Genomic DNA, 22,965 nt, shown 5'->3' with positions numbered 1-22,965 from the left:
TTGTCCACGGAGTCGGTGATGGTGGTCACGGCTGGTGTGGTGTTCGGCACCAGGCTCTCGAAGTTGCCGCCGGTGGTGCCGGTGATCGTGGTGCTGACGGTGCTGCCGTTGTTAAAGACGTCATTGGCCGAGGTCGGCACGTTCACGGAGCCGCTGGTCTGGCCGGCGGCGATGGTGATGGTCGAGCCGTTGGACAGAGTGACGGTTACTGGCGTCTGTGCTGGATTGGTCAGGGTCGCGGTGTAGGTGATCTGGCCGCCTTCGGTGACGGTGTTACCGGCCGTCAGGGTGACCGTGGTGGTGTCGAGGGTATCGGTGACCTGGGTCACGGCCGGGGTCGTCGGCGGCGTCACAGTGATGCCGCTGCCGCCGCTGGTGCCGGTGACAGTTACATCGATCTGGGTCGCGTCGTTATAGACAGTGTCGTTCGCAGCCAATGGCACGTTGACGGTGCCGGTGGTCGCGCCTGCGGGAATCACGATCACGGCGCCGTTGGACAGCGTGACAGTCAGGTCGGTCAGTGGTGCTTGGGTCAGGGTCGCGGTGTACACCAGCACGCCACCGGCCTCGGTGATGGTCGGCGTGGCACTGAGGCTGAGGGCTGACTCACTCGGGGTATTGGCGTTGGTATTGGCGTTGATGTTGGCGTTGGTGGCCTGGCCACCCGGGATTTCCAGAGTCGTTTGCCCGGCAGTGTTGATACCCGCAGTCGGGAAGCCGATGGTCGGATCGACGCGGCCAGCGGTGGCGTCGAGCATCACGGAGCTGTGACCACCACCGACGGCACCACCAGAACTTGCGGCAACCGGGCCGGCAGCGGTGGCTTCAAGGTCTTTTGTCGGGTCGGCACCGGCAGCAATGGCCTGTTGCAGCTCTTCTACCGAAGGCGCGGCTTGCGCGGTGGCGGCTGCCAGGTCAGTGCTGGAGTCTGGAGCGTCAGCGCTCCACTGAGTGTCACGACCCAGATCCAGGGTGCGGCCATCGGCCAGTTCCAGGGACACGGCGCCGGAAAGGCCAGTGTCGATCTGGTCGCCGGCAAACAGTTTGTCGCCTTCAACGAGAACGCGGCGGATGCCCTCGGGGGACACCACGAAAACCTGACCAACAATGCTTTTGACGATGGCAACAACACTGCTCATTGAAGACTCTCCGGGGTGTCACGTTCAGTTGACTTCCATGGACCTGATGGCATTTGTCTGTGCCGACCAGTCTGGACGTACATTGCAAAATAGATGCACAAATTTGACGCATCAAATCGTCAATATATTGGCTATATTTTTTCGTTATTAACTTTATGCCAAACTATTGACCTTCTTCGAGCCATCCTAAACAATCGTCCCAGTAATGTCACATTGATATTTCAGCTGTGACTCGTCCTCGGTATGTGATCCAGTTCCGCTTTTTGAACTTTCCGACATACGGTCATTCCGCTTGCCATCTTTCGACGCAGCGCGTTCTTTTGCTGTGATTCAAGACAAGAAGTTCTGGGAAATTCCTACAATGCGTTCGCCTTTGTTCATGGCAATACCTTTCGTCCTCGCCGCGTCTTTTGTGCAGGCGCAGTCCTTACCAGAAGCCATGCAACAAGCGCTGGATGTCCATCCGGAAGTTCAGGCGGGTGTCAACAGTCGGTTGGCTGCGGATTATCAGTTGAAGGCTGCAAAAGGTGGATATTTGCCACGGGTCGACCTGCTAGGCGGTTATGGTCGTGAAGGCACCGATAGCGTGACGACGCGAACGGACGGCAGCAACAATCACTGGCAAACCCTGAATCGCAGTGAGTCAAATTTACGTCTGACCCAAATGGTTTTTGACGGTTTTGCGACGTCCAGCGAAGTAGGGCGTCAACAAGCCACTGTCAACTCCCGCGCTTACTCGCTGCTGAGTACTTCCGAGCGTACCGGGCTGACCGTGGCTCAGGTCTATCTCGACGTGCTGACTCGTCGCGAATTCGTACGTCTGGCCGAGGACAACCTCAAGAGCCACCAGCGCATTTACGACCAGATCCAACTGCGCACCCAGCGTGGCGTCGGCAGTGGCGCCGACCTTGATCAGGCGGAGGCGCGGATGGCCCAGGCGCGCAACAACCTGATCACCGAGCAGACCAACCTGGCAGACGCCGAAACCAACTACCTCTCCGCTGTTGGCCAGATGCCCGATCAACTGGAACGCCCGGCGAGTTTCATGGCGCTGATGCCGGCCAACCTGAATGAAGCCCGTGCGCAGATGCTGGAAAACAGCCCGATCCTGCGTTCGGCCGAATCCGATATCGCCGCTGCCGAGAAGCAGTACGACACTGCCAAGTCGACGTTCTACCCGCGCTTCGATGCTGAGTTGGGTCGCTCCGCGGACAACGACATTGATGGTCAGAACGGCCACAACAACGAATGGCAGGCCATGCTGCGCATGCGCTTCAATCTGTATGCCGGCGGCAGCAACAAGGCCGATCTGGAATCCAAGTCCTACCTGTCGAACCAGGCGCTGGACATCCGCAACAACGCCCTGCGCCAATTGAATGAAGAGCTGGGCCTGGCCTGGAACGCCCTGAACAACGCCAACGCGCAAGTGCCGATCGCCCAGCAATACGTCGACCACAGCACCGCCGTGCGTACCGCTTACCAGCGTCAGTTCAGTCTCGGCGAGCGCACCCTGCTCGATTTGCTCGACAGTGAGAACGAACTGTTTTCCTCCTCCCGCCGTCTGGCGGAGATCAAGAACATCCAGTTATTTACTCAGTACCGAATCAAGGCGACCATGGGCGAATTGCTCAAGAGCCAGGGAGTGGTCGCACCATTGGCATCCGTTGTGCAGAACGACATGAAGCCCAAGGTCCAATTGCCCGGTATGAATTAAGCAGGACCTTCATTGTTCAATTGTTAGCCAAGAGTGCCGAGCGTGGAATCAGAAGTCAGTCGGGTTCAACTCATCCATGATCCGCGCGCGTTGCATGACGATCCGTTGCTGGATGGTCTGCTCGCTCTTTGCATGCTGCACCAGAAACCTGCCAGCGCGGCAATGCTGACCACCGGCCTGCCGCTGCCCGAGCAACGCTTGAGTGTCGAGTTGCTGCCTCGTGCGGCCGCTCGCGCGGGGCTGCAAGGTCGGGTGCTGCAACGCAAGCTGGAAGATATTCCGGCGATCGCGATGCCAGCATTGTTGTTGCTCAGGGACGGTCGAAGTGCCGTCCTGCTCGGCTGGCAAGGCGAAGATCAGGTACGGGTGCTGCTCAGCGAAAGCGACGGCGGTGAGTCCCTGGTCAGCCGTGACCTGCTGGCCGATGACTACACCGGCAAAGTCTTTTTCGCCCAGCCGCAGCACAAGTTCGACGTCAATCACGGCACGCTGATTCCGCGTGCGCGCTCGTGGTTCCGCGACACTCTCAAGCGTTCGCGCTGGTTGTACGCCGATGCCATCGCCGCCAGTTTTCTGATCAACATCATTGCCATGGCCGCGCCGTTGTTCGTGATGAACGTCTACGACCGTGTCGTGCCAAACCAGGCCGAAGCGACGCTCTGGGTGCTGGCACTCGGCATCACGGGCGCCTACCTGTTCGACCTGATCCTGAAAAGCCTGCGTAGCCTGTGCCTGGATCTGGCCGGCAAGAAAACCGACCTGATTATCTCGGCCACGCTGTTCGAGCGCATCGTTGGCATGGCCATGAAATACCGGCCGGCGCGGGTCGGCAGCTTTGCCCAGAACATCCATGAGTTCCAGAGCCTGCGGGACTTCCTCGCCTCGCTGACACTGACCAGCCTGATTGACCTGCCGTTCACGATTCTGATCTTTATCGTCATCGCGATCCTTGGCGGGCATCTGGTTTGGATACCGGTGCTGGCATTCCCGATCGCCCTGGCCATTGGCTATGCCTTGCAGAAACCCCTGGTGGCGACCATGGAACGGACCATGGCGCTGGGGGCCGAGCGTCAGTCGAGCCTGATCGAGACCCTGGCCGGCCTGGATGCGGTGAAGGTCAACAACGCCGAAAGCGAACGCCAGTATCAGTGGGAGCAGACCATCGGCACCCTCAGTCGCCTTGAGTTGCGGGTGAAAATGCTCTCCGGCCTGGCGATGAATATCACCTTGCTGATCCAGCAACTGGCCGGTGTGATCATGATCGTCTTCGGCGTGTACCAGATCATCGACGGTCACCTGAGCATGGGCGGCCTGATTGCCTGCTACATGCTCAGCGGTCGTGCGCTCAGCCCGCTGGCGTCACTGTCCGGGCTGCTGACTCGTTATCAGCAGGCGCGGGTGACCATGACCTCGGTCGACCAGATGATGGAGCTGCCCCAGGAGCGCAATTTCGAAGAGCGTCCGCTCAGCCGCAAGGTGCTGCAGGGCGGCATTGAGTGCCGCCAGCTCAACTTCACCTACCCGCAACAGCAGAACCTGGCGCTGAAGAACATCAACCTGTCGATCAGTCCCGGCGAGAAGGTCGGCATCATTGGCCGAAGCGGCTCGGGCAAGAGCTCGCTGGCGAAGTTGCTGGTGGGGCTGTATCAGCCGGATGACGGCGCGTTGTTGGTCGATGGTGTGGATATCCGCCAGATCGACGTCAGCGAGCTGCGCTACAACATCGGCTACGTGCCCCAGGACATTCAGTTGCTCGCCGGCACCTTGCGCGACAACCTGGTTTCCGGCGCGCGGTATGTCGAGGACGAGCTGGTGCTGCAAGCCGCAGAACTGGCCGGCGTCCACGAGTATGCGCGCCTGCATCCGCAGGGTTATGAGCTGCAAGTCGGTGAGCGCGGACAGAACCTCTCCGGCGGTCAACGGCAAAACGTCGCCCTGGCCCGTGCATTACTGCTCAACCCGCCGATCCTGCTGCTCGACGAGCCGACCAGCGCCATGGACAACACCGGCGAAGAGCGCCTCAAGCAGCGCCTGGCAGCGGTGATCGAAAACAAGACCATGGTGCTGGTAACGCACCGGGCATCGCTGTTGTCGCTGGTGGATCGCCTGATCGTGGTCGACCGCGGGCAGATACTCGCCGACGGCCCGAAAGCCGCAGTGATGGAAGCGTTGAAGAAGGGGCAGATCAGTGTTGCTTAAGTCGGGTAAGGGTTCGATCCTTCGCTACTTCAAAGGCTCTGCTTCACTTCAGGGGCAGCCGCTGCCGGAGGTCAACAAGGCGCTGATCGAGGATGCGCCCCGCGTGGTGCGGCTGACGATCTGGGCGATCATCGCGTTCTTTGTGTTCCTGATGCTCTGGGCCAACTTCGCGGTGATCGACGAGGTGACCAAGGGCGACGGCAAGGCGATTCCATCGTCGAAGATCCAGAAGATCCAGAACCTTGAAGGCGGTATTGTTGCCGAGCTGTTCGTCAAGGAAGGTCAGATTGTCGAAGCCGGCGCACCGCTGATTCGCCTGGACGACACGCGATTTGCTTCGAACGTCGGTGAAACCGAGGCCGATCGGTTGTCGATGCTGCTGCGGGTCGAGCGCCTGAGCGCCGAGGTCGAAGAGCGTCCGCTGAACTTCCCCGAGGATGTGCTCAAGGCCGTGCCGGGTCAGGCCAAGAGTGAAGAGTCGCTCTATATCAGTCGTCGCCAACAGTTGCACGATGAGATTGGTGGCTTGCAGGAGCAGCTGATCCAGCGCCAGCAAGAGCTGCGCGAATTCACCTCCAAACAGGCGCAGTATCGCCAGCAATTGGGCTTCCAGCGTCAGGAAATCAGCATGTCCGAGCCGTTGGTGGCCCAAGGCGCGGTATCACCGGTGGAAGTCCTGCGCCTCAGGCGTGCCGAAGCGGAGACCCGTGGTCAGCTCGACGCCACCACGCTGGCAATTCCACGAGCCGAATCGGCAATCAAGGAAGTGCAGCGCAAGGTCGATGAAACCCGTGGCAAGTTCCGTAGCGAAGCCCTGACCCAACTCAATGAAGCACGCACCGACCTGAACAAGGCCCAGGCCACCGGCAAGGCCCTGGAAGACCGGGTCAGCCGGACGCTGGTCACTTCGCCAGTGCGGGGCATCGTCAACAAGTTGCTGGTCAATACCATCGGCGGGGTTATCCAGCCGGGCAGCGACCTGGTGGAAATCGTACCGCTGGACGACACCTTGCTGGTCGAGGCGAAGATCCGCCCGCAGGACATCGCGTTCCTGCACCCGGGGCAGGAAGCGACGGTGAAATTTACCGCCTATGACTACACCATCTACGGCGGGATGAAGGCCAAACTGGAGCAGATCGGTGCCGATACCATCACCGATGAAGACAAGAAGACCACCTACTACCTCATCAAGCTGCGCACCGACCGCAGCCACTTGGGCACCGACGAAAAACCATTGCTGATCATTCCGGGGATGGTGGCTTCCGTGGACATCATCACTGGCAAGAAGACCGTGCTGAGCTACCTGCTCAAGCCGATCATCCGCGCTCGGGCCGAGGCGCTGCACGAGCGGTAATCCACCTTCGGGGCCACTGGCCCCATCGCGAGCAAGCTCGCTCCCACAATGGATCTGTGTTGAAACGCAATTTTTGTGTTTCCACTGACCCCTGTGGGAGCGAGCTTGCTCGCGATAGCGTCCGCCAAAACACCACAATCCTGTCAGAAAGTGACAAATAACGTCACACAACGATTCCTCCATTCCCTTCGCAATCGCCATATCGTTATTCGTTAACGGTATTTAAATTTCAATTCTTATATCTATAAAGTCAATCTCCTGCGTACCTGTCGACCAATCGGCGCGCCGCACGACACGAACCAACACGGGACCTCCGTGAGTTTCTGATCGACGCGCGCGCCTTTGAGCGTGCCGTGCGTGGGAGTGATTTATGTCTGCAGCTTCAGCTTCGCCAAGCATCGCGCCACAATTCTTTGAAGTCCGCCCGTTCAGCGGAGCGGTGGGCGTCGAGATCATCGGTCTCGACCTGTCCCGCCCGATCAATGATCAGGACTTCGCCCGTATTCACCGCGCACACCTGGATCATCACGTGGTGGTGTTCCGCGACCAGCGCATAACCCCTGAGCAACAGATCGATTTCAGCCGTCGTTTTGGCGTGTTGCAGATCCATGTGCTCAAGCAGTTCCTGCTGGCAGGGCATCCGGAAATCCTGATCGTCTCCAACATCGTCGAAAACGGCCAGAACATCGGCCTGGGTGACGCCGGCAAGTTCTGGCATTCCGATCTCTCCTACAAAGAACTGCCGAGCCTGGGCTCGATGCTGCATGCCAAGGAGCTGCCGTCAGAAGGCGGTGACACATTGTTCGCCGACATGCACAAAGCCTGGGACAACCTGCCACTCGCGTTGCGCAATGCCGTTGAAGGTCGCTCGGCCGCGCACTCCTACACCGCGCGTTACAGCGAGACCAAATTCGAAGGCAACTGGCGCCCTACCCTGACCCCGGAGCAACTCGCCCAGGTCGCCGAAGTCGTCCACCCGGTCGTGCGTACCCACCCGGAAAACGGTCGCAAGGCGTTGTTCGTCAGCGAGGGGTTCACCACTCGCATCGTTGGCCTGCCGGAAGACGAGAGCCAGCAACTGCTGACCGAACTCTACGCCCACAGCGTGCTGCCACAAAACATCTATCGCCATCAATGGCAGCCCCATGACCTGGTGTTCTGGGACAACCGTTCGCTGATCCACCTCGCCGCCGGATGCCCCAGCCATCTGCGCCGCAAGCTATATCGCACCACCATCCAGGGCGACGCGCCTTTCTGATTTGTCGGAGATCTGATCATGTCCAAACGTCTTCCATTCGCACCTCTGGCCGCGGCCATCGGTCTGGGTTTCAGCCTGATCGCCGGCAGCCTGGTGGCACCGACCGTGGCCCACGCCGAAGGTGAAATCCGCATTGCCGAACAGTTCGGCATCGTTTACTTGCTGCTGAACGTGGTGCGCGATCAGAGCCTGATCGAGAAGTACGGCAAGCAGGAAGGCATCGACATCAAGGTCGACTGGACCCAGCTCTCCGGCGGTGCAGCGGTCAACGACGCGTTGCTGTCGGGCTCTATCGACATTGCCGGCGCCGGCGTCGGCCCGCTGCTGACCATCTGGGATCGCACCCACGGCAAGCAGAACGTCAAGGCCGTGGCTTCCCTGGGCAACTTCCCGTACTACCTGGTGAGCAATAATCCCAAGGTCAAAACCATTGCCGACTTCACCGAGAAAGACCGAATCGCAGTGCCGGCGGTGGGCGTGTCGGTGCAGTCGCGCTTCCTGCAATACGCGGCGGCCAAACAGTGGGGTGACAAGGACTTCAATCGCCTCGACAAGTACACCATCGCTGTTCCACATCCTGATGCCACGGCTGCGCTGATCGCTGGCGGAACCGAGTTGACCGGGCACTTTTCCAACCCGCCATTCCAGGATCAGGCGCTGGAAAATCCCAACGTGCACGTGGTGCTGAACACCTATGACCTGCTCGGTCCGAACTCGCCGACGGTGCTGTTCGCCACTGAGAAATTCCGCAATGAGAACCCGAAAACCTACAAGGCATTCATTGACGCGCTGACCGAAGCGGCCACGTTTGCCCAGAACGACAAAGGCGCAGCGGCGGACACTTACATCCGCGTTACCAAGGCCAAAATCGATCGTGCGGCGTTGCTGAAAATCATCGACAACCCGCAGTTCGAGTTCAGCGTCACGCCGAAAAATACCTACCCGTTGGCCGAGTTCCTGTACCGCGTTGGCGCGATCAAAAACAAACCGGATTCGTGGAAGGACTACTTCTTCCAGGACACCAAACCACTGCAAGGGAGCTGACCGAAATGAACGCTCCTTTGCAAGGCCACACGGTCAGCAAACCGATCGCGGCAGCCCAGGCGCTGCTGTCGGTCGATAACGTCAGCCTCGAATACCGCACACCGCAGCGCGTGGTGCGGGCGACCCATCAAGTCAGTTTCGAGATCGATCCGGCGGACCGCTTTGTCCTGCTCGGCCCGTCCGGTTGCGGCAAGTCGACGTTGCTCAAAGCCGCCGCCGGCTTCATCCAGCCAGTGGAAGGCGAGATCCGTCTGCAAGGCCAGCGCGTCGATGCGCCGGGACCTGACCGGATCGTGGTGTTTCAGGAGTTCGATCAACTGCCGCCGTGGAAAACCGTCAAACAGAACGTGATGTTTCCGCTTCTGGCTTCGAAAACCCTCAAGCGCAGGGAGGCCGAAGAGCGAGCGCTGCACTATCTGGAAAAGGTCGGCCTGGCGGCGTTTGCCGATGCTTATCCGCACACCTTGTCAGGCGGGATGAAGGCACGGGTCGCCATCGCTCGGGCGTTGGCGATGCAGCCGAAAATCCTGTTGATGGACGAACCCTTTGCTGCGCTCGATGCCCTGACCCGGCGCAAGATGCAGGAAGAATTGCTGCTGCTCTGGGAGGAAGTGCGTTTCACGCTGCTGTTCGTCACGCACTCTATCGAAGAGGCACTGGTGGTGGGCAATCGCATTCTGTTGCTGTCACCCCATCCGGGGCGGGTGAGGGCGGAAGTCCACAGCCATCAATACGATTTGCACAGCCTCGGCGGTGTGGCGTTTCAGGAATCGGCGCGACGTATTCATCGGCTGTTGTTCGATGAAGGTCAATCACCGCAAGCCGAGCATGAACTGGATTTCGCTGACATCCGCATCGCTTATTGAGCCAGTTGAAAGGAGGGCCCGATGAGCCATTTATCATCCCCGCGTGAAGAATTCGAAACCGTATTGCCGCCACTGACCAGCGTGCCGCTGGAGCGCGAACTGCCCCTCGGCCAACGCCTGTGGCAACAGGGCTGGCTACGTAAAAGCCTGATCCTGATTTTGCTTGCCGTGCTATGGGAAGCGGTTGCCCGTTATCAAAACAACGACCTGCTGCTGCCGAGTTTTGTGCAAACCGCTCACGCGCTTTACGACGGCCTGCTCAGCGGCGAGTTGCTGGGCAAGGTGTGGATTTCTTTGGTGGTACTGCTCAAGGGCTACCTGATCGGCATCGTTCTGGCGTTTGCCCTGACCACGCTGGCGGTGTCGACCCAGTTCGGTCGTGACCTGCTGAGCACTCTGACTTCAATGTTCAACCCGTTGCCGGCCATTGCGCTGTTGCCGCTGGCGCTCTTGTGGTTTGGCTTAGGGCAAAACAGCCTGATTTTCGTGCTAGTGCATTCGGTGCTCTGGGCCTTGGCGCTGAACACCTACGCTGGCTTCCTCGGCGTCTCGGAAACCCTGCGCATGGCCGGGCGCAACTACGGCCTCAAGGGCATGCGCTTCGTGCTGTTCATCCTGATTCCGGCGGCACTGCCGTCAATCCTCGCCGGGCTGAAAATCGGCTGGGCGTTTGCCTGGCGGACCTTGATTGCTGCCGAGTTGGTGTTTGGCGCAACCAGCGGCAAGGGTGGGTTGGGCTGGTACATCTTTCAGAATCGCAATGAGCTGTACACGGACAAGGTGTTTGCCGGGTTGGCGGTGGTGATCCTGATTGGATTGCTGGTGGAGAATCTGGTGTTTGATTCGTTGGAGCGAGTGACGGTGAGGCGGTGGGGGATGGTGCGGTGATGAGGGCTTGCGTCTGAGTTTGATTGCCCTATGCCAGATGGACAACAGACGCTATTTCTTGCCGCCATTTCTGATCTCTTCTATCGCCTTTTCTTGCATTACTTGAGTGTAAGAAGGAGGGCGCCCGGGCGGTTGCGCATCGTAATATTTTTGGTAGGCGGCATGATGTCCATAAGCATTCGATGAAGCACTGTTCGCGGAAACATTGTTACTTCTAGGTTTAAATAATGGTTTAAGTTCAACTCCACGTGAGGATTCAGGCTTATCAAAAGATGAGCCAGGCTTTTGGACATATTGGGAGCTGGTGGAGGCGCTCGGTGATTGAGAGGAGCCATGCGCAGTGCTGCTTACTTTCCAAGTTTTGCCTGGCGACTGCTTCTGCCGAGAGGCAATAAAAGAAGATCCAAGAAAGCCAGGTGGCTGCTGCGGGTGCGGTGTGGCTTGGACTCCGCTAAGTCGCTCCGCCGCATCGTTTGTCCAGCTGGGTGGGGACTTCTTGCCGGCAGCGTACTCAGCAGCGGAAAAAAAACCGGTTAAGTCATGTGTTTTCTGAATCGGTATGTTTTGTTGCAGTGCGCGCGCTGCGTCAGCACCGGCTGAAATGCTCACGATATCTTTGGGTGCTGGAACAGCGCGATAATTGGGCAAATGAAACTCCGAAGCCAGCCTGCGTGCCTTGGCAATCAAGGTTTGCCAGATATGCCCCGTCGGATCCACTCGATTCACCGGATCCCCCACGCAATACATATACGCATTCAACCCACCCCCACCAAACGGACTCCAACTGTCCGGGCTGTGAAAGCGCATCAATCGCGGGTTATAGGCGCGGTAGCCATTACCCAGCAAGTACCAGCCAATGTTGGCTTCACGCAGTTGGCCATTGAACCCCAGTCGTGTCTCGATTTTCTGCTGCGCGGACTGCTCACCGTAAGCTGAATAGGCGATGGTCTGGGACTGGCCATCGACGATTTCGCCAATGATGGATTGGCTGCGGTCGGTTGCCAGCAGTACTAAGCGTGGCCGGCTGCGGTTGTCTTGATCAGCAGGTTGGCTCATGCCGGGATCTTCGCGGAAACGGGGCAGGCTTTGAGTTTTACTCGCTTGAGCCAGGTTTGCGAACTATCAGAACTGATAGTGGTGTGAGTTGTTTCTATGGGCTAGCGCGAATGGATGTGGTGACGGTTCCACCGCTTTCGCGAGCAGGCTCGCGAAGAGGTCGGTGCTGCCAACACATGATTCGGCAGTTTGTTTGCTAGCATTGCGTCTGAATCAATCCAGATCAAACACGAGTGCTCACAATGCAACTCCCAGACATGAACCTGTTGGTCGCCCTCGATGCCTTGCTCGACGAGGGCAGTGTGGTGGGCGCGGCGCGGCGGATGAACCTGAGCCCGGCGGCCATGAGCCGGACGTTGACGCGCATTCGCGAGGCCATTGGCGATCCGATCCTGGTGCGCGCCGGCCGTGGCCTGGTGCCAACCCCCAAGGCACTGGAATTGCGCGAGCAGGTGCGCAGTGTGGTGGAACAGGCCGGGTTACTGTTTCGTTCGGCCGATGCGGTGGAGCTGAGTTCGCTGCGGCGGCGTTTCAGTATTCGGGCCAACGACTTCTTTGTCGGCGTCTACGGCGGCAAGCTGTTCGACACCCTTGACCGGCAGGCGCCGCACTGCGAATTGCGTTTCGTCCCGGAAGGCGATGGCGATGATGAGGCATTGCGCGAAGGGCGGATCGATCTGAGCGTCAGCAACACCCGGCCGTTGACCCCGGAAGTGAAGATTCAGAACCTGTTTTCCACCCACTTTGTCGGCCTGGTGCGCGAGGATCATCCGCTGTTCGACGAAGAGATCACGGCGGAGCGTTACGCGGGGTTCTCGCATATCAGCATGTCCCGGCGCGGCATTGCCCGAGGTCCGATCGATACCGCGCTCAATGCCCTGGGGCTGGAGCGGCGGGTGGCGGTGATCGCGCCAAGCTTTCATGCGGCGATGTTTGCCTTGCCCGATTCGGACCTGATTCTGCCGGTGCCCAAGGAAGCCTTGCTGAGTGTGCGGCGGCTCGGACTGAAGCTGCGCTCGTTCGACCTGCCGATTCCGTTGCCGACCTTAATGCTGACACAGGCCTGGCATCCGCGATTCGACAAGGATCCGGCCCACCGCTGGCTGCGTGAAACGCTGAAATCCTGCTGCGATGAAACGTGGTTGGCCGCGCAGCCGGACTGACCTGAACGCAATTCCCCCCCTGTAGGAGCGAGCTTGCTCGCGAAAAACGTCTGAACGACACGATCAATCAGTCAGCACGCGTTATCGTTGACGTCCATCGCGAGCAAGCTCGCTCCTACAGGGGGCAGGGGTTGTATCGTTGCGTTTGGCGCACTTATAACCTTCCAATAAGTTGATTTTCGTCAGGCATTACGCTTCTTAGAATGCTTCGGTCTTTCCACGCCGGAGCTTGCAGTACATGACTTCCCTTACGGTCACGGCACCTGTTGCTGCGGCCAGCACGGCAGCCGCTCCACCTGTCTTCGGCCCGCGGATCATTATCGGCCTGGTTGGCGTATTGGTGGCGGTGCTGATGTCGGGCCTGAACGAGATGGTGACCAAAGTCGCCCTGGCCGACATCCGTGGTGCGTTGGCCATCGGCTACGACGAAGGCACCTGGCTGGTCGCCTGTTATACCGCGACTTCGGTGGCGGCCATGGCGTTCGCGCCGTGGTGTGCTGTGACGTTCTCGTTGCGGCGTTTCACCCTGTGCGCCATCAGCCTGTTCACCCTGCTGGGTGTGTTGTGCCCCTTCGCCCCGAATTATGAAAGTCTGTTGTTGCTACGCACCTTGCAAGGCCTGGCGGGCGGTGCATTGCCACCCATGCTGATGACCGTGGCCCTGCGCTTTCTGCCGGCCAATGTGAAGTTGTATGGCCTGGCCGGTTATGCCCTGACGGCGACGTTCGGCCCGGGTCTGGGCACGCCGCTGGCGGGGTTGTGGACCGAGTATGTCGGCTGGCAATGGACCTTCTGGCAAATCATCGCGCCTTGCCTGATTGCCATGGCCGCAGTGGCGTATGGCTTACCCCAGGACCCCCTGCGCCTGGAGCGCTTCAAGTCCTTCAACTGGCGCGGTGTGCTGCTGGGCTTTCCCGCCATCTGCATGCTGGTGATCGGCATCCTGCAGGGCAATCGCCTGGACTGGTTCGAGTCGAACCTGATCTGTGGATTGCTCGGCGGCGGGCTGTTGTTGCTGGTGCTGTTTTTGACCGGCGAGTGGTCGCAGCCGATTCCGTTTTTCAAGATGCAGATGCTCGGCATCCGTAACCTGTCTTTCGCCCTGCTGACCCTGGCGGGCGTGCTGGTGGTGTTGCAGGCGGTGATCATTATTCCGTCCAGCTACCTGGCGCAGGTCCAGGGTTATCGCCCGGTGCAGACCGCGCCGATCATGCTGCTGGCGGCGCTGCCGCAATTGATTGCGCTGCCGTTGGTGGCGGCGCTGTGCAACTTTCGCTGGGTCGATTGCCGCTGGGTGTTGGGCATTGGCCTGAGCATGCTGGCGCTGTCGTGCGTCGGCGGCTCGCAATTGACGTCCGCGTGGATTCGCGACGATTTCTATGTGCTGCAATGGCTGCAGATTTTCGGTCAGCCCATGGCGGTGTTGCCATTGCTGATGCTGTCCACCGGCAGCATCAACCCGATGGAAGGGCCGTTCGCATCGGCCTGGTTCAACACAGTCAAAGGCCTGTCGGCGGTCATCGCCACCGGGGTGATCGAGGCGTTGACCACGGCACGCCTGCATTTCCACTCGACCATGCTGGTCGACGGCCTCGGCAACTCGCCGCTGGCCGAGCGCGACAGCACAAGCCTCGCTCATCGGCTGCATGAGCAAGCGGTGGTGCTCACTTCCTCTGATCTTTACCTGTGCATGGCCGGTATCGCCGTGACCTTGATCCTGCTGATTTTCTGGCTGCCGACGCGGATTTATCCACCGCGCGCACCGACCTGATTGCTCCACTGAAACAGAAGGTTTTTATGAACACTCAAGCAAAGCAGAAAGTCGCGGTTGCCATGGCCGCCGCATTGGCCGTCGGCGTGTTGCTGTACCTGGCCATGCCCGGCCTGTTCGGCAAGCGTACCCAGCAGAACACCAATGATGCTTATGTCTCGGCGGATTTCACCCTGGTCGTGCCGCGGGTTGCCGGGTTTATCAAGCAAGTGCTGGTCGAGGACAACCAGCAGGTCAAGGCCGGGCAGTTGCTGGCACTGATCGATGACCGGGATCTACACGCCGCCGCCGAGGCCGCCGATGCCGAAACGCTGGTGGCCAGGGCGCAACTGCAAAACGCCCGGGCGACCCTCGAGCGCCAGGCGTCGGTGATTGCCCAGGCGCAATCCTCGGTGGTTTCGGCCAAGGCGGAAATGGCGTTTGCCGAGCATGAATTGAACCGCTACATCCACCTCGCCGGGGTGGGCGCTGGCACGGTGCAAAACGCGCAACAGGCGCAAACGCGCATCGACCAGGCCTCCGCGCGGCTGGCCAATGCCACGGCGGTTCTAGCGGCGGAACGCAAGCAGGTGGAGATCCTCACGGCCCAGCGCGATGCAGCCGAAGGGGGGCTGAAACGGGCGCAAGCGAAGCTGGAAATGGCCAGCTACGAGTTGTCCTATACGAGGATCGTTGCGCCACAGGACGGTATGGTCGGCGAGCGCGCGGTGCGGGTCGGCGCCTACGTCACACCGGGCAGCAAAATCCTCGCCGTGGTGCCGCTGGCGCAGGCTTATGTGATGGCCAATTTCCAGGAAACCCAACTGACGGATGTGCAGCCTGGGCAGGCTGTGCAAGTGCGCGTCGACAGCCTGGGCGGTGCGGCACTGAGCGGTCGTGTCGAAAGCATTGCACCGGCCACCGGGGTGACATTCGCTGCGGTCAAACCGGACAACGCCACCGGCAACTTCACCAAGGTGGTACAGCGGATACCGGTGAAGATCGTGCTGGAGCCGGGACAATCGCTGGCCGAGCGCTTGCGGGTGGGGATGTCGGTGGAGGCGAGCATCGATACCGTCAGTGGTGTCTCGCGTGAGGTGACTCAGCGATGAAAACCTGTGTTGACGGTACGGACGCCATCGCGAGCAAGCTCGCTCCCACAAGGGTTATGCGCGAAGTACAAGATTTTCGCATCACAGAAAGTCCAATGTGGGAGCGAGCTTGCTCGCGAAGAGGTCATCAGCCTCGCCTGACTTTTTCTGCCTTGCTTATGCTGAGCCTGTCCGCCTGCACCGTCGGCCCGGACTTTCACAAACCTCAGCCCACACAAATCACCGAGTGGTCGAAACCATCAAAGGCAGCCACCAGCCAAGTAATCGCCGAAACGATGAACGAGCGCTGGTGGGACGTGTTCAACGACCCGAAGCTCTCGGCCCTCACGCAACGCGCCCTGACCGACAACCTCGACCTGAAGCTGGCCAGCAGCCGTTTGCAGCAAAGCCGTGCCGTTCGCCAGGTGATCACCGCCAACCGCTATCCGAATACCGCGGCCACGGGAAGTTACGCCCGAAAACGTAACAGTAGTGAAGGCCTGAGCGACCCGTCAGGGCACAACGGCCAGTCCGCATTCAACCTGTGGGATGCCGGTTTTTCCGCGTCCTGGGAGCTGGATTTGTGGGGGCGTGTGCGGCGGGAAACCGAAGCGGCCGACGCCAACCTGGAAGTCGCCGAGAACGACCGACGCGGTGTGCTGCTGTCGGTGCTGGCCGAAACCGCCCAGGACTACATTCAACTGCGTGGCGTGCAGAACACCCGGCTCGTCACCGAACAGAACCTCGACGTCGCCCGCCATAGCCTGAAGCTCTCGCAATTGCGCCTGGCCGACGGTGTCGCGACGGATCTGGATGTCGCCGAAGCCGCCGCGCAGGTGGCGGCCATCGAATCACGCCTGCCCGCACTGGAGCAGCGCCAGTGGCAACTGATCAACGCCTTGAGTCTGTTGATGGGCGAAGCGCCTCAGGCATTGGCGGCGGAGTTATCCACAGACGCACCGGTGCCACAAACGCCGCGCCAGGTCGCCATTGGCTTGCCCTCGCAACTGGCTGAACGCAGGCCGGACATTCGCCAGGCCGAAGCACGGCTGCATGCCGCCACTGCCGGCATTGGCGTGGCCAAGGGCGATTTCTATCCGCGAATCACCCTGTCGGGGAACATCGGTTCCCAGGCCATGCAACTGAGCGATTTCGGCTCCTGGGGTTCGCGTTCGTTCGGGATCGGCCCGCAGTTCAGCTTGCCGTTGTTCGACGGCGGACGCTTGCGTGGCGTGCTCGAGTTGCGCGAAGCACAACAACAGGAAGCCGCTATCATCTATCAGCAAACCGTGCTGCGCGCCTGGCATGAAATCGATGATCAACTGACCACCTACAACGCCAGCCAGTTGCGCCGCGACAGTCTGGCCGAAGCCGTACGTCAGAACCGCATTGCGCTGGACACCGCGCAACAGCAGTACGTTGAGGGCGTGGTGGATTTCGTCACGGTGCTCACCGTGCAAGGAGCGTTGCTGGCAACGCAGGAGCAGTGGGTCGAGAGTTCGACCGGTGTGTCGCTGGCGGCCGTCGGGTTGTACAAGGCGTTGGGTGGGGGGTGGGAGTCGGTGTATCCGTTGGCCGTGACGGCGCAGCGTTAATACGCAGGCAATGATGGCCATCTGCTTGACGCTAGTCACCGCTGCCGTAGACTCGGTTGATCCGAAAGGGAGTGCGGTCATGCGGATTTTCTGTGTGTTGGGGTTGGGATCGGTCCTCGTCGCGAGCGCTGTCCAGGCGCAAACGCCTGGGGCAGACGACCCGCTTGCGCAAATGGATGCGGGCGCCAGTACTGCGACCAGCGCCGAGGCCCGCGGTGTACTGCGGGCCCGGGATCAGGCAGTACTGGCCAGTGAGGTGCCCGGGCGGATAGTCGAACTGCCGTTCAGTGAGGGAGAATCGTTCAAGAAGGGCGATACCCTGGCGCGGTTCGATTGCTCGGCCTATCAGGCGCAGCTCAATGCCGCTCAAGCGGCCAGCCGTGGCGCGGGTGAAGAACTGGCGCACAACCGGCGACTGGCCGCGCTGAATTCGGTCGGGCGTTTCGAAGTGGCACGTGCCGAGGCCAAGGTCAGCGAAACCCAGGCGCAGTCCCAGGTGTATCAAGTGCAGGTCAAGCGTTGCAGCGTGCAGGCGCCGTTCGATGGCCAGGTCGTCGAGCGCAAGGTACAGCGCTATGAAAGCGTACCTGCCGGCGCACCCTTGCTGGACGTGGTCGATAATCGCACCCTGGAAATCCATTTGCTGGTGCCCTCGCGCTGGATGGCCCGACTCAAGCCCGGCCAGACCTTCAGTTTTGTCCCCGATGAAACCGGCAAGCCGCTGGATGCGACAGTCAAACGCCTGGGCGCACGAATCGATGAAGGCAGCCAGACCCTGCTGCTGGTGGCCAGCGTGCCCGACGCCAGCGGGTTGCTGGCGGGCATGAGCGGCACTGCGCATTTCGCGGAGTTCAAGTGAACGCGCCTGTGAGCGGCGGTGCCGAACAGGTATTCGCACGTTTTCTTGATCTTGAGCGCCAGACCCGCGCAGCCCAAACGTCCGCCCAATTGGCTTACAGCCTGGTCAATGATGGACAGGCATTGTTTGGCTTTCGCCATGCGGCACTGTTGATCGCCGGGAAGGTGCAGGCCGTGACCGGTGTCAGTACGGTGGAGCCGAACTCACCCTTTGTAGCGTTCGTCGAGCAGGCGGTGGCTCAGTTGTTCAAACGCGAACAATTGCAGCAGGCGCGGGTCGTTGCCGCCGATGTCCTCGGCGAGTCGCTGCGGGCTGAATGGCAAAGCCTGTCGGCGGCGCAGGTGTTCTGGCTGCCGCTGGTCGATCGTCAGGGCGAGGTGTTCGGTGGGTTGTGGCTGGCCCGGGACGTTGCGTGGAACCCTGCCGAACAGGTGCTGCTGGCGCAACTGGGTGATACCTACAGCCACGCCTGGCAGGCGTTGCAACCGCGCAAGCCCTGGCGTCTGCGTTGGACCCGCAAACGCCGGGGCTTGCTGGTTGCAGTGCTATTGCTCGGGCTGTTGATCCCGGTGCGCCAATCCGTATTGGCACCGGCCGAAGTGGTGCCGTTGGGCGGGCGGGTAGTGGCGGCACCGCTGGACGGTGTCATTGCCGAGTTCCTGGTCAAACCCAATCAGACGGTGAAGACCGGCGAATTGCTGCTGCGCTTCGAAAGCACCACGCTCAAGGCTCAGGCCGATGTCGCCGAACGCGCCCTCGGGGTCGCCGAGGCGGAACTCAAGGCCAACTCCCAGCGTTCGTTCGCCGATGCCGAGTCCAGCTCGAAACTGGATTTGCTGGCCGCCCGGGTTGAACAGAAACGCGCCGAGCGCGACTACGCCCGTGAACTGCTCAAGCGTAGCGAAGTGCGCGCCGAGCGCGATGGCATCGCGGTATTTGCCGATGCCGAACGCTGGACCGGCAAGCCGGTGCAGACCGGCGAGCGGCTGATGGAGATCGCCGATCCGACCCAGGCGCAATTGCGTATCGAGCTGGCTGTGGGGGACGCGATATCCCTGGAGCCCGGCGCTGAAGTTGCCTTGTTTCTCGACAGTGACCCGCTGCAACGGCATCTGGCCAGACTCGAACGTTCGGCTTATGAAGCGCAACCTACAGCGGGCGGGCAATTGGCTTATCGGCTGGATGCGAATTTCGACGCGCCACCTCCGCGCATCGGATTGCGCGGCACGGCGAAAATCTTCGGTGACCGGGCGCCGCTGGGGTTGTACCTGCTGCGTCGACCGTTGGCCGGTTTGCGTCAGAGCGTGGGCTTGTAAATGAGCCTGCCCGGCCTGCGTGCCGACCTGCAACTGTCCCCGGCAGCGCCGGCGCTGGACGGTGCGCCCAGCTGGACGCTGGCCGACCCGGTGCGAGGGCATTACTTCAAGCTCGGTACGACGGCGATGCGTTTGTTACGTCACTGGTCGCTGGGTGAACCCGAGCAGGTCCTGCAAGCGGCCAATCGTGAGCCGGGACTGGCGCTGGACGGTACGGATCTGGAGCAATTGCTGGTTTTTTTGCGCAGCCACGACCTGATTACCGCCCTCGACCCCCAGCAGCGTGCCAGCTACAGCGTTAAAGCGGATGCCCAGCGCCGGAGCCTGTGGCAAGTGTTGCTGCATCAGTACCTGTTTTTTCGAATTCCGTTGTGGCGCCCCGAGCGTTTTCTCAACCGTGTCTGGCCTTGGCTGGAGCGCTTCGGTCCGCGAGCGCTGCGCTACGGATTACCCGCCGTGCTGGGGGCGGGGGTGTTTCTGGTGTCGCGTGACTGGCAGCGATTTATCGCGACGTTTCCGCATCTGTTCAGCCTTGGCGGTGCAGTGGCGTTTGGCGTGGCCCTGTTCTTCGCCAAGCTCTGCCACGAATTCGGTCACGCGTTCATGGCCAAGCGCGCCGGGTGCCGGGTACAGAGCATGGGCGTGGCGTTCATGGTGCTGCTGCCGATGTTTTATACCGATGTCAGCGATGCCTGGCGGGTCAATGATCGCAAGGCCCGGTTGCTGATTGGCGCTGGCGGCGTGCTGGCGGAGTTGCTGTTGGCGTGCATTGCCTTGCTGGCCTGGTCGTTGTTGCCCGACGGTCCCGCCCGCACCGCAGCGTTCATGCTCGCCAGTGCTACGTGGATCACCACACTGGTGGTCAATCTCAACCCATTCATGCGTTTTGACGGTTATTTTTTGCTCAGCGATTTCTGGCAGGTCGATAACCTGCAAGGTCGGGCGTTTGCCCTGTGCCGCTGGCGCCTGCGCGAGTTTTTGTTCGGATACGGCGCAGCGGCGCCGGAGCCTTGGTCGCCGACAATGCAACGGCGTTTGCTGATCTGGGGGTATGGCTCGTGGTTATGGCGCGCGGCATTGTTTTTCGGGATCGCTCTGGCGGTCTATCACCTGTTCTTCAAGGTGTTGGGGATTTTCCTGATGCTGGTGGAGCTGGTCTGGTTCATCTTTCTGCCCATCATGAGTGAATGGCGCCAGTGGTGGGGCCGCCGCGAGCAGGCGCATGGACCGCGGGTGCTGCTCAGCAGCCTGGCATTGCTCGGGCTGTTGCTGGTGCTCATCCTGCCGTGGCGCAGTGCCGTCGAGGTGCCGGCCATGCTGGAAGCGGGCCGGGTCAACACCTTGCATGCGCCGGTGGCGGCACGGATCAAAGCCGTCAAGGTGCATGACGGGCAGTCGGTGGCGCAGGGTGATGTCCTGATCGAACTGGAGTCCCCGGATCTCGATTCGCGCCAGACCATTGCGCGCCGGGAAATCGAGATTCAGCAATTGCAAATGCGCCGTCAGGCCAGCCGCAGCGAAACGGCCTCCGATGCCTCAATCGTCGAGCAGCGCCTGGCCGAAGCGGTCGCCGAGTACCGGGGGCTGGCGGCTCAGCGCGAGCGATTGCTATTGCGCGCCCCCCATGCCGGCACCGTTCGAGATCTGCTGCCGCAATGGGCGGTGGGGCGCTGGCTGTCGACCCGGGAACCGCTGGCGCGGGTGGTCGAGGACGGCGTGCGCTTGCGTGGCTATCTGGCCGAGGCAGAACTCTGGCGCGTGGCACCGGGCGCCACTGGACGGTTTATCGCCGATGATCCGATGCATCCGGCGATTGCGGTGCAACTGAGCGAAATCGACACCAACGGCGTGGCGTTTGTCGATCAGGAGGCACTGACCTCCGATCACCACGGACCGATTGCCGTGCGTCGCGATCAGTATCAACGAGCCGAGCCGGTACAAGCGCAGTATGGCGCGCGATTGAGTACCCTCGAACCGGCGCCGACGCCGGTGCAGCCGTTGCGCGGCGTGGTGGTGTTGCAGGGCAGCGGCGAGTCGTTATTGGGGGTCGCCTGGCGACGCATGGCGGCGCTGGGGGTCAGGGAAAGCGGTTTTTAAGGAGTGCGACGATGGCGAACAGCAGTGCAGTGGCAGCCGAAGGTTTGGTGGTGCGGCCTTCGCGAGCCAGCGATGGGCCTTTTTTGCAGCGCCTGTATCAATCGGCCCGACCGGACCTGCAATGGATCGACGACAGTGTAGAGGTGGTCGAGCAGATTGTGGCCCAGCAGTTCCAGGTACAGGAGCAAGGACTGGGTGAGAACTTCCCCAATGCCATGCATTACGTGGTTGAGAAACTCGGCACTGCGATCGGCGCGTTGAGCACTGATTTCGGGCCGAATGAGATTCGCGTGCTGTATCTGGCCTTTATCCCGGCGGCGCGGGGGCAGGGGTATGGGCGGGCGGTATTGCAGGGGGTGCAGAAGGCCGCCCAACAGATTCGTTGCCCGGTGGCGACGGTGGTCTGGGCCAGCAATCCCCATGCGCTTGAGCATTACCTGGCGCTGGGTTTTGCAGTGCAGGAGTACAACGTCGCGGCACAAAGGCTGGTGTGGTATCCGCAAGGCTGAGGGCACTGCGAGCCAGAAAAGGGTCAGTTGAAGGCGATGTAGAAGTAGCCTCGCTGCGGATCACGTCCCATCGACGGCACCCGGGAAACGAAAATGTTTTCCACTTTGCCCAGTTCCGGCAATTGCAGCGTGCATAAACCGTCCACAAAATCGGTCGGGACCAGGCTGTTGAACTCTACACTGAATGGCATGCGCTCACTGTTGCGCATGCGGGCGCGGGGTGACTCTTCGAGGTGTTCGAACTGCACCGGCAATTCGCTGCCGTCGGGCAGGCGAAGGACAACGGTCTGGCCCAGCAGGGTCTGGAAATGATGACTTTGAACCGCTTGCAACATGATCAGCCTCCGAAAAGTGAACAGTGCCGGGGGCGCGCGGCCCCCGGCGAACCTTCAGCCACGCGATGGAAAATACCCTTGCAGGGCGATGCTGAAGTTGATGACCAGGAACGGGTTCATCACGCTCATGGGCTGGGTCCCGCCAGTGGAGGCAATCTCTCCGGTGACGGTGGTGCTCACGCCCTGGAGCGCCACCGCCGTTGCCCCTTGTTGATCGGAGTAGATGTTCGCCGTCCCCGGTCCGCCGCTCGAAGCGCCGATGAAGGCGTTGGTTGCCGTTGGCACGTTTACGGGATTGCTCGGCGGGTTGGCCAGTTGCAGGGTGGTGGTGGCGGTCAGTCCGGACATCTGGTGGGTGTGGTTGGGCATGTTGCCGATGGTCGCGGTGACGTTTTCGGTACCGGAAATCTCGCCAATGGTGCGCGTGCTGAGATTGGTGCCGGTGCCCTGGGCCATCGGTAATCGACCTTGCAGGTTGGGTAGCATGAAGGTGGTCTGGCCGTTGCCGCCGTAGTTCACGCCAATCAGCGAGAACAATGCACTCCATTGCGAAATGCTTAACGTCTGGCCATTGCAAAGGGCCCAGTTCTGGGGGGCAAAATCAAAGGCGAAAGGCTGGATAGTGCCGATAAATACTTCCATTAATCCTTATCCTTCAGGTTGGTGGTTGGCGCGCCACGCGGCTGCCAGACACCTGGGGGTGTCGACTCCTTTTCTTTACGTGGCTCGGTC

19 protein-coding genes are annotated in these 22,965 nt (G+C 60.7%); 15 read left to right on the top strand and 4 right to left on the bottom strand.

Annotation, left to right across the window (positions count from 1 at the left end; genetic code table 11):
- Positions 1–1,139, bottom strand: a 1,139-nt coding sequence (locus AC1RDQ_RS12965) for a retention module-containing protein (RefSeq protein ID WP_492587498.1), incomplete at its 3' end; no start/stop codon positions are given.
- A 361-nt stretch (positions 1,140–1,500) separates the two neighbouring features.
- Between AC1RDQ_RS12965 and AC1RDQ_RS12960 the strand changes: the two genes are divergently transcribed.
- The 7 genes from AC1RDQ_RS12960 to AC1RDQ_RS12930 all read left to right on the top strand — a co-directional run bounded on the left by AC1RDQ_RS12960 (position 1,501) and on the right by AC1RDQ_RS12930 (position 10,462).
- Positions 1,501–2,853: a TolC family outer membrane protein gene (locus AC1RDQ_RS12960; RefSeq protein WP_057712553.1), complete on the top strand. Its 1,353-nt coding sequence runs from the start codon at positions 1,501–1,503 to the stop codon at positions 2,851–2,853.
- Between the two features lie 42 nt (positions 2,854–2,895).
- Entirely contained in the window at positions 2,896–5,052 is a 2,157-nt protein-coding gene (locus tag AC1RDQ_RS12955) for a type I secretion system permease/ATPase (RefSeq protein ID WP_057712552.1), read from the top strand.
- The gene (locus tag AC1RDQ_RS12950) at positions 5,042–6,406 is read left to right on the top strand and encodes an HlyD family type I secretion periplasmic adaptor subunit (protein ID WP_150812095.1); all 1,365 of its coding nucleotides are present in this window, start codon (positions 5,042–5,044) and stop codon (positions 6,404–6,406) included. The genes AC1RDQ_RS12955 and AC1RDQ_RS12950 overlap by 11 nt, the downstream gene beginning before the upstream one ends.
- Before the next feature lie 370 nt (positions 6,407–6,776).
- Positions 6,777–7,664 (top strand): TauD/TfdA dioxygenase family protein, encoded by an 888-nt coding sequence (locus AC1RDQ_RS12945; RefSeq protein WP_492587496.1) that lies wholly within the window; start codon positions 6,777–6,779, stop codon positions 7,662–7,664.
- 18 nt (positions 7,665–7,682) lie between these two features.
- Positions 7,683–8,708: an ABC transporter substrate-binding protein gene (locus AC1RDQ_RS12940; RefSeq protein WP_492587494.1), complete on the top strand. Its 1,026-nt coding sequence runs from the start codon at positions 7,683–7,685 to the stop codon at positions 8,706–8,708.
- Positions 8,709–8,713: 5 nt separating this feature from the next.
- Positions 8,714–9,574 (top strand): ABC transporter ATP-binding protein, encoded by an 861-nt coding sequence (locus tag AC1RDQ_RS12935; RefSeq protein WP_057712548.1) that lies wholly within the window; start codon positions 8,714–8,716, stop codon positions 9,572–9,574.
- Positions 9,575–9,595: 21 nt separating this feature from the next.
- Positions 9,596–10,462, top strand: coding sequence for an ABC transporter permease (locus AC1RDQ_RS12930; RefSeq protein ID WP_057712547.1), 867 nt, complete (start codon positions 9,596–9,598; stop codon positions 10,460–10,462).
- Positions 10,463–10,513: 51 nt separating this feature from the next.
- On the opposite strand, the gene AC1RDQ_RS12925 is transcribed toward AC1RDQ_RS12930, so the two are convergent.
- Positions 10,514–11,518, bottom strand: coding sequence for an RHS repeat-associated core domain-containing protein (locus AC1RDQ_RS12925; protein ID WP_492587492.1), 1,005 nt, complete (start codon positions 11,516–11,518; stop codon positions 10,514–10,516).
- A 242-nt stretch (positions 11,519–11,760) separates the two neighbouring features.
- Here AC1RDQ_RS12925 and AC1RDQ_RS12920 point away from each other — a divergent pair, with 242 nt between their 5' ends.
- From AC1RDQ_RS12920 to AC1RDQ_RS12885, 8 genes are all read left to right on the top strand, one after another.
- Positions 11,761–12,681: a LysR family transcriptional regulator gene (locus AC1RDQ_RS12920; protein ID WP_492587490.1), complete on the top strand. Its 921-nt coding sequence runs from the start codon at positions 11,761–11,763 to the stop codon at positions 12,679–12,681.
- A 238-nt stretch (positions 12,682–12,919) separates the two neighbouring features.
- Positions 12,920–14,452, top strand: coding sequence for an MFS transporter (locus AC1RDQ_RS12915; protein ID WP_492587488.1), 1,533 nt, complete (start codon positions 12,920–12,922; stop codon positions 14,450–14,452).
- Positions 14,453–14,478: 26 nt separating this feature from the next.
- Entirely contained in the window at positions 14,479–15,543 is a 1,065-nt protein-coding gene (locus tag AC1RDQ_RS12910; RefSeq protein ID WP_492587487.1) for an HlyD family secretion protein, read from the top strand.
- The gene (locus tag AC1RDQ_RS12905; protein WP_492587486.1) at positions 15,540–17,117 is read left to right on the top strand and encodes an efflux transporter outer membrane subunit; all 1,578 of its coding nucleotides are present in this window, start codon (positions 15,540–15,542) and stop codon (positions 17,115–17,117) included. Before AC1RDQ_RS12910 ends, AC1RDQ_RS12905 begins: the two co-directional genes overlap by 4 nt.
- Before the next feature lie 79 nt (positions 17,118–17,196).
- Positions 17,197–17,976 (top strand): efflux RND transporter periplasmic adaptor subunit, encoded by a 780-nt coding sequence (locus AC1RDQ_RS12900; RefSeq protein WP_057712541.1) that lies wholly within the window; start codon positions 17,197–17,199, stop codon positions 17,974–17,976.
- Positions 17,973–19,292, top strand: a complete 1,320-nt coding sequence (locus AC1RDQ_RS12895; protein WP_492587485.1) for an efflux RND transporter periplasmic adaptor subunit — start codon at positions 17,973–17,975, stop codon at positions 19,290–19,292. Before AC1RDQ_RS12900 ends, AC1RDQ_RS12895 begins: the two co-directional genes overlap by 4 nt.
- Positions 19,293–21,389 (top strand): efflux RND transporter periplasmic adaptor subunit, encoded by a 2,097-nt coding sequence (locus AC1RDQ_RS12890; RefSeq protein ID WP_492587484.1) that lies wholly within the window; start codon positions 19,293–19,295, stop codon positions 21,387–21,389.
- Positions 21,390–21,400: 11 nt separating this feature from the next.
- Entirely contained in the window at positions 21,401–21,898 is a 498-nt protein-coding gene (locus tag AC1RDQ_RS12885) for a GNAT family N-acetyltransferase (RefSeq protein WP_057712538.1), read from the top strand.
- A 23-nt stretch (positions 21,899–21,921) separates the two neighbouring features.
- Here AC1RDQ_RS12885 and AC1RDQ_RS12880 read toward each other — a convergent pair whose 3' ends face one another.
- Both AC1RDQ_RS12880 and AC1RDQ_RS12875 read right to left on the bottom strand, forming a co-directional pair.
- Positions 21,922–22,233 (bottom strand): DUF6916 family protein, encoded by a 312-nt coding sequence (locus AC1RDQ_RS12880; protein WP_429522231.1) that lies wholly within the window; start codon positions 22,231–22,233, stop codon positions 21,922–21,924.
- A 54-nt stretch (positions 22,234–22,287) separates the two neighbouring features.
- The gene (locus AC1RDQ_RS12875) at positions 22,288–22,875 is read right to left on the bottom strand and encodes a phage tail protein (protein WP_218495486.1); all 588 of its coding nucleotides are present in this window, start codon (positions 22,873–22,875) and stop codon (positions 22,288–22,290) included.
- Between the last annotated feature and the right edge of the window lie 90 nt (positions 22,876–22,965).

The sequence above is a fragment of the Pseudomonas sp. GW823-FHT02E01 genome (genome assembly GCF_058797535.1).
Note: the sequence above shows the minus strand (reverse complement) of the source record. Positions and strands in the feature narration are given on the sequence as shown.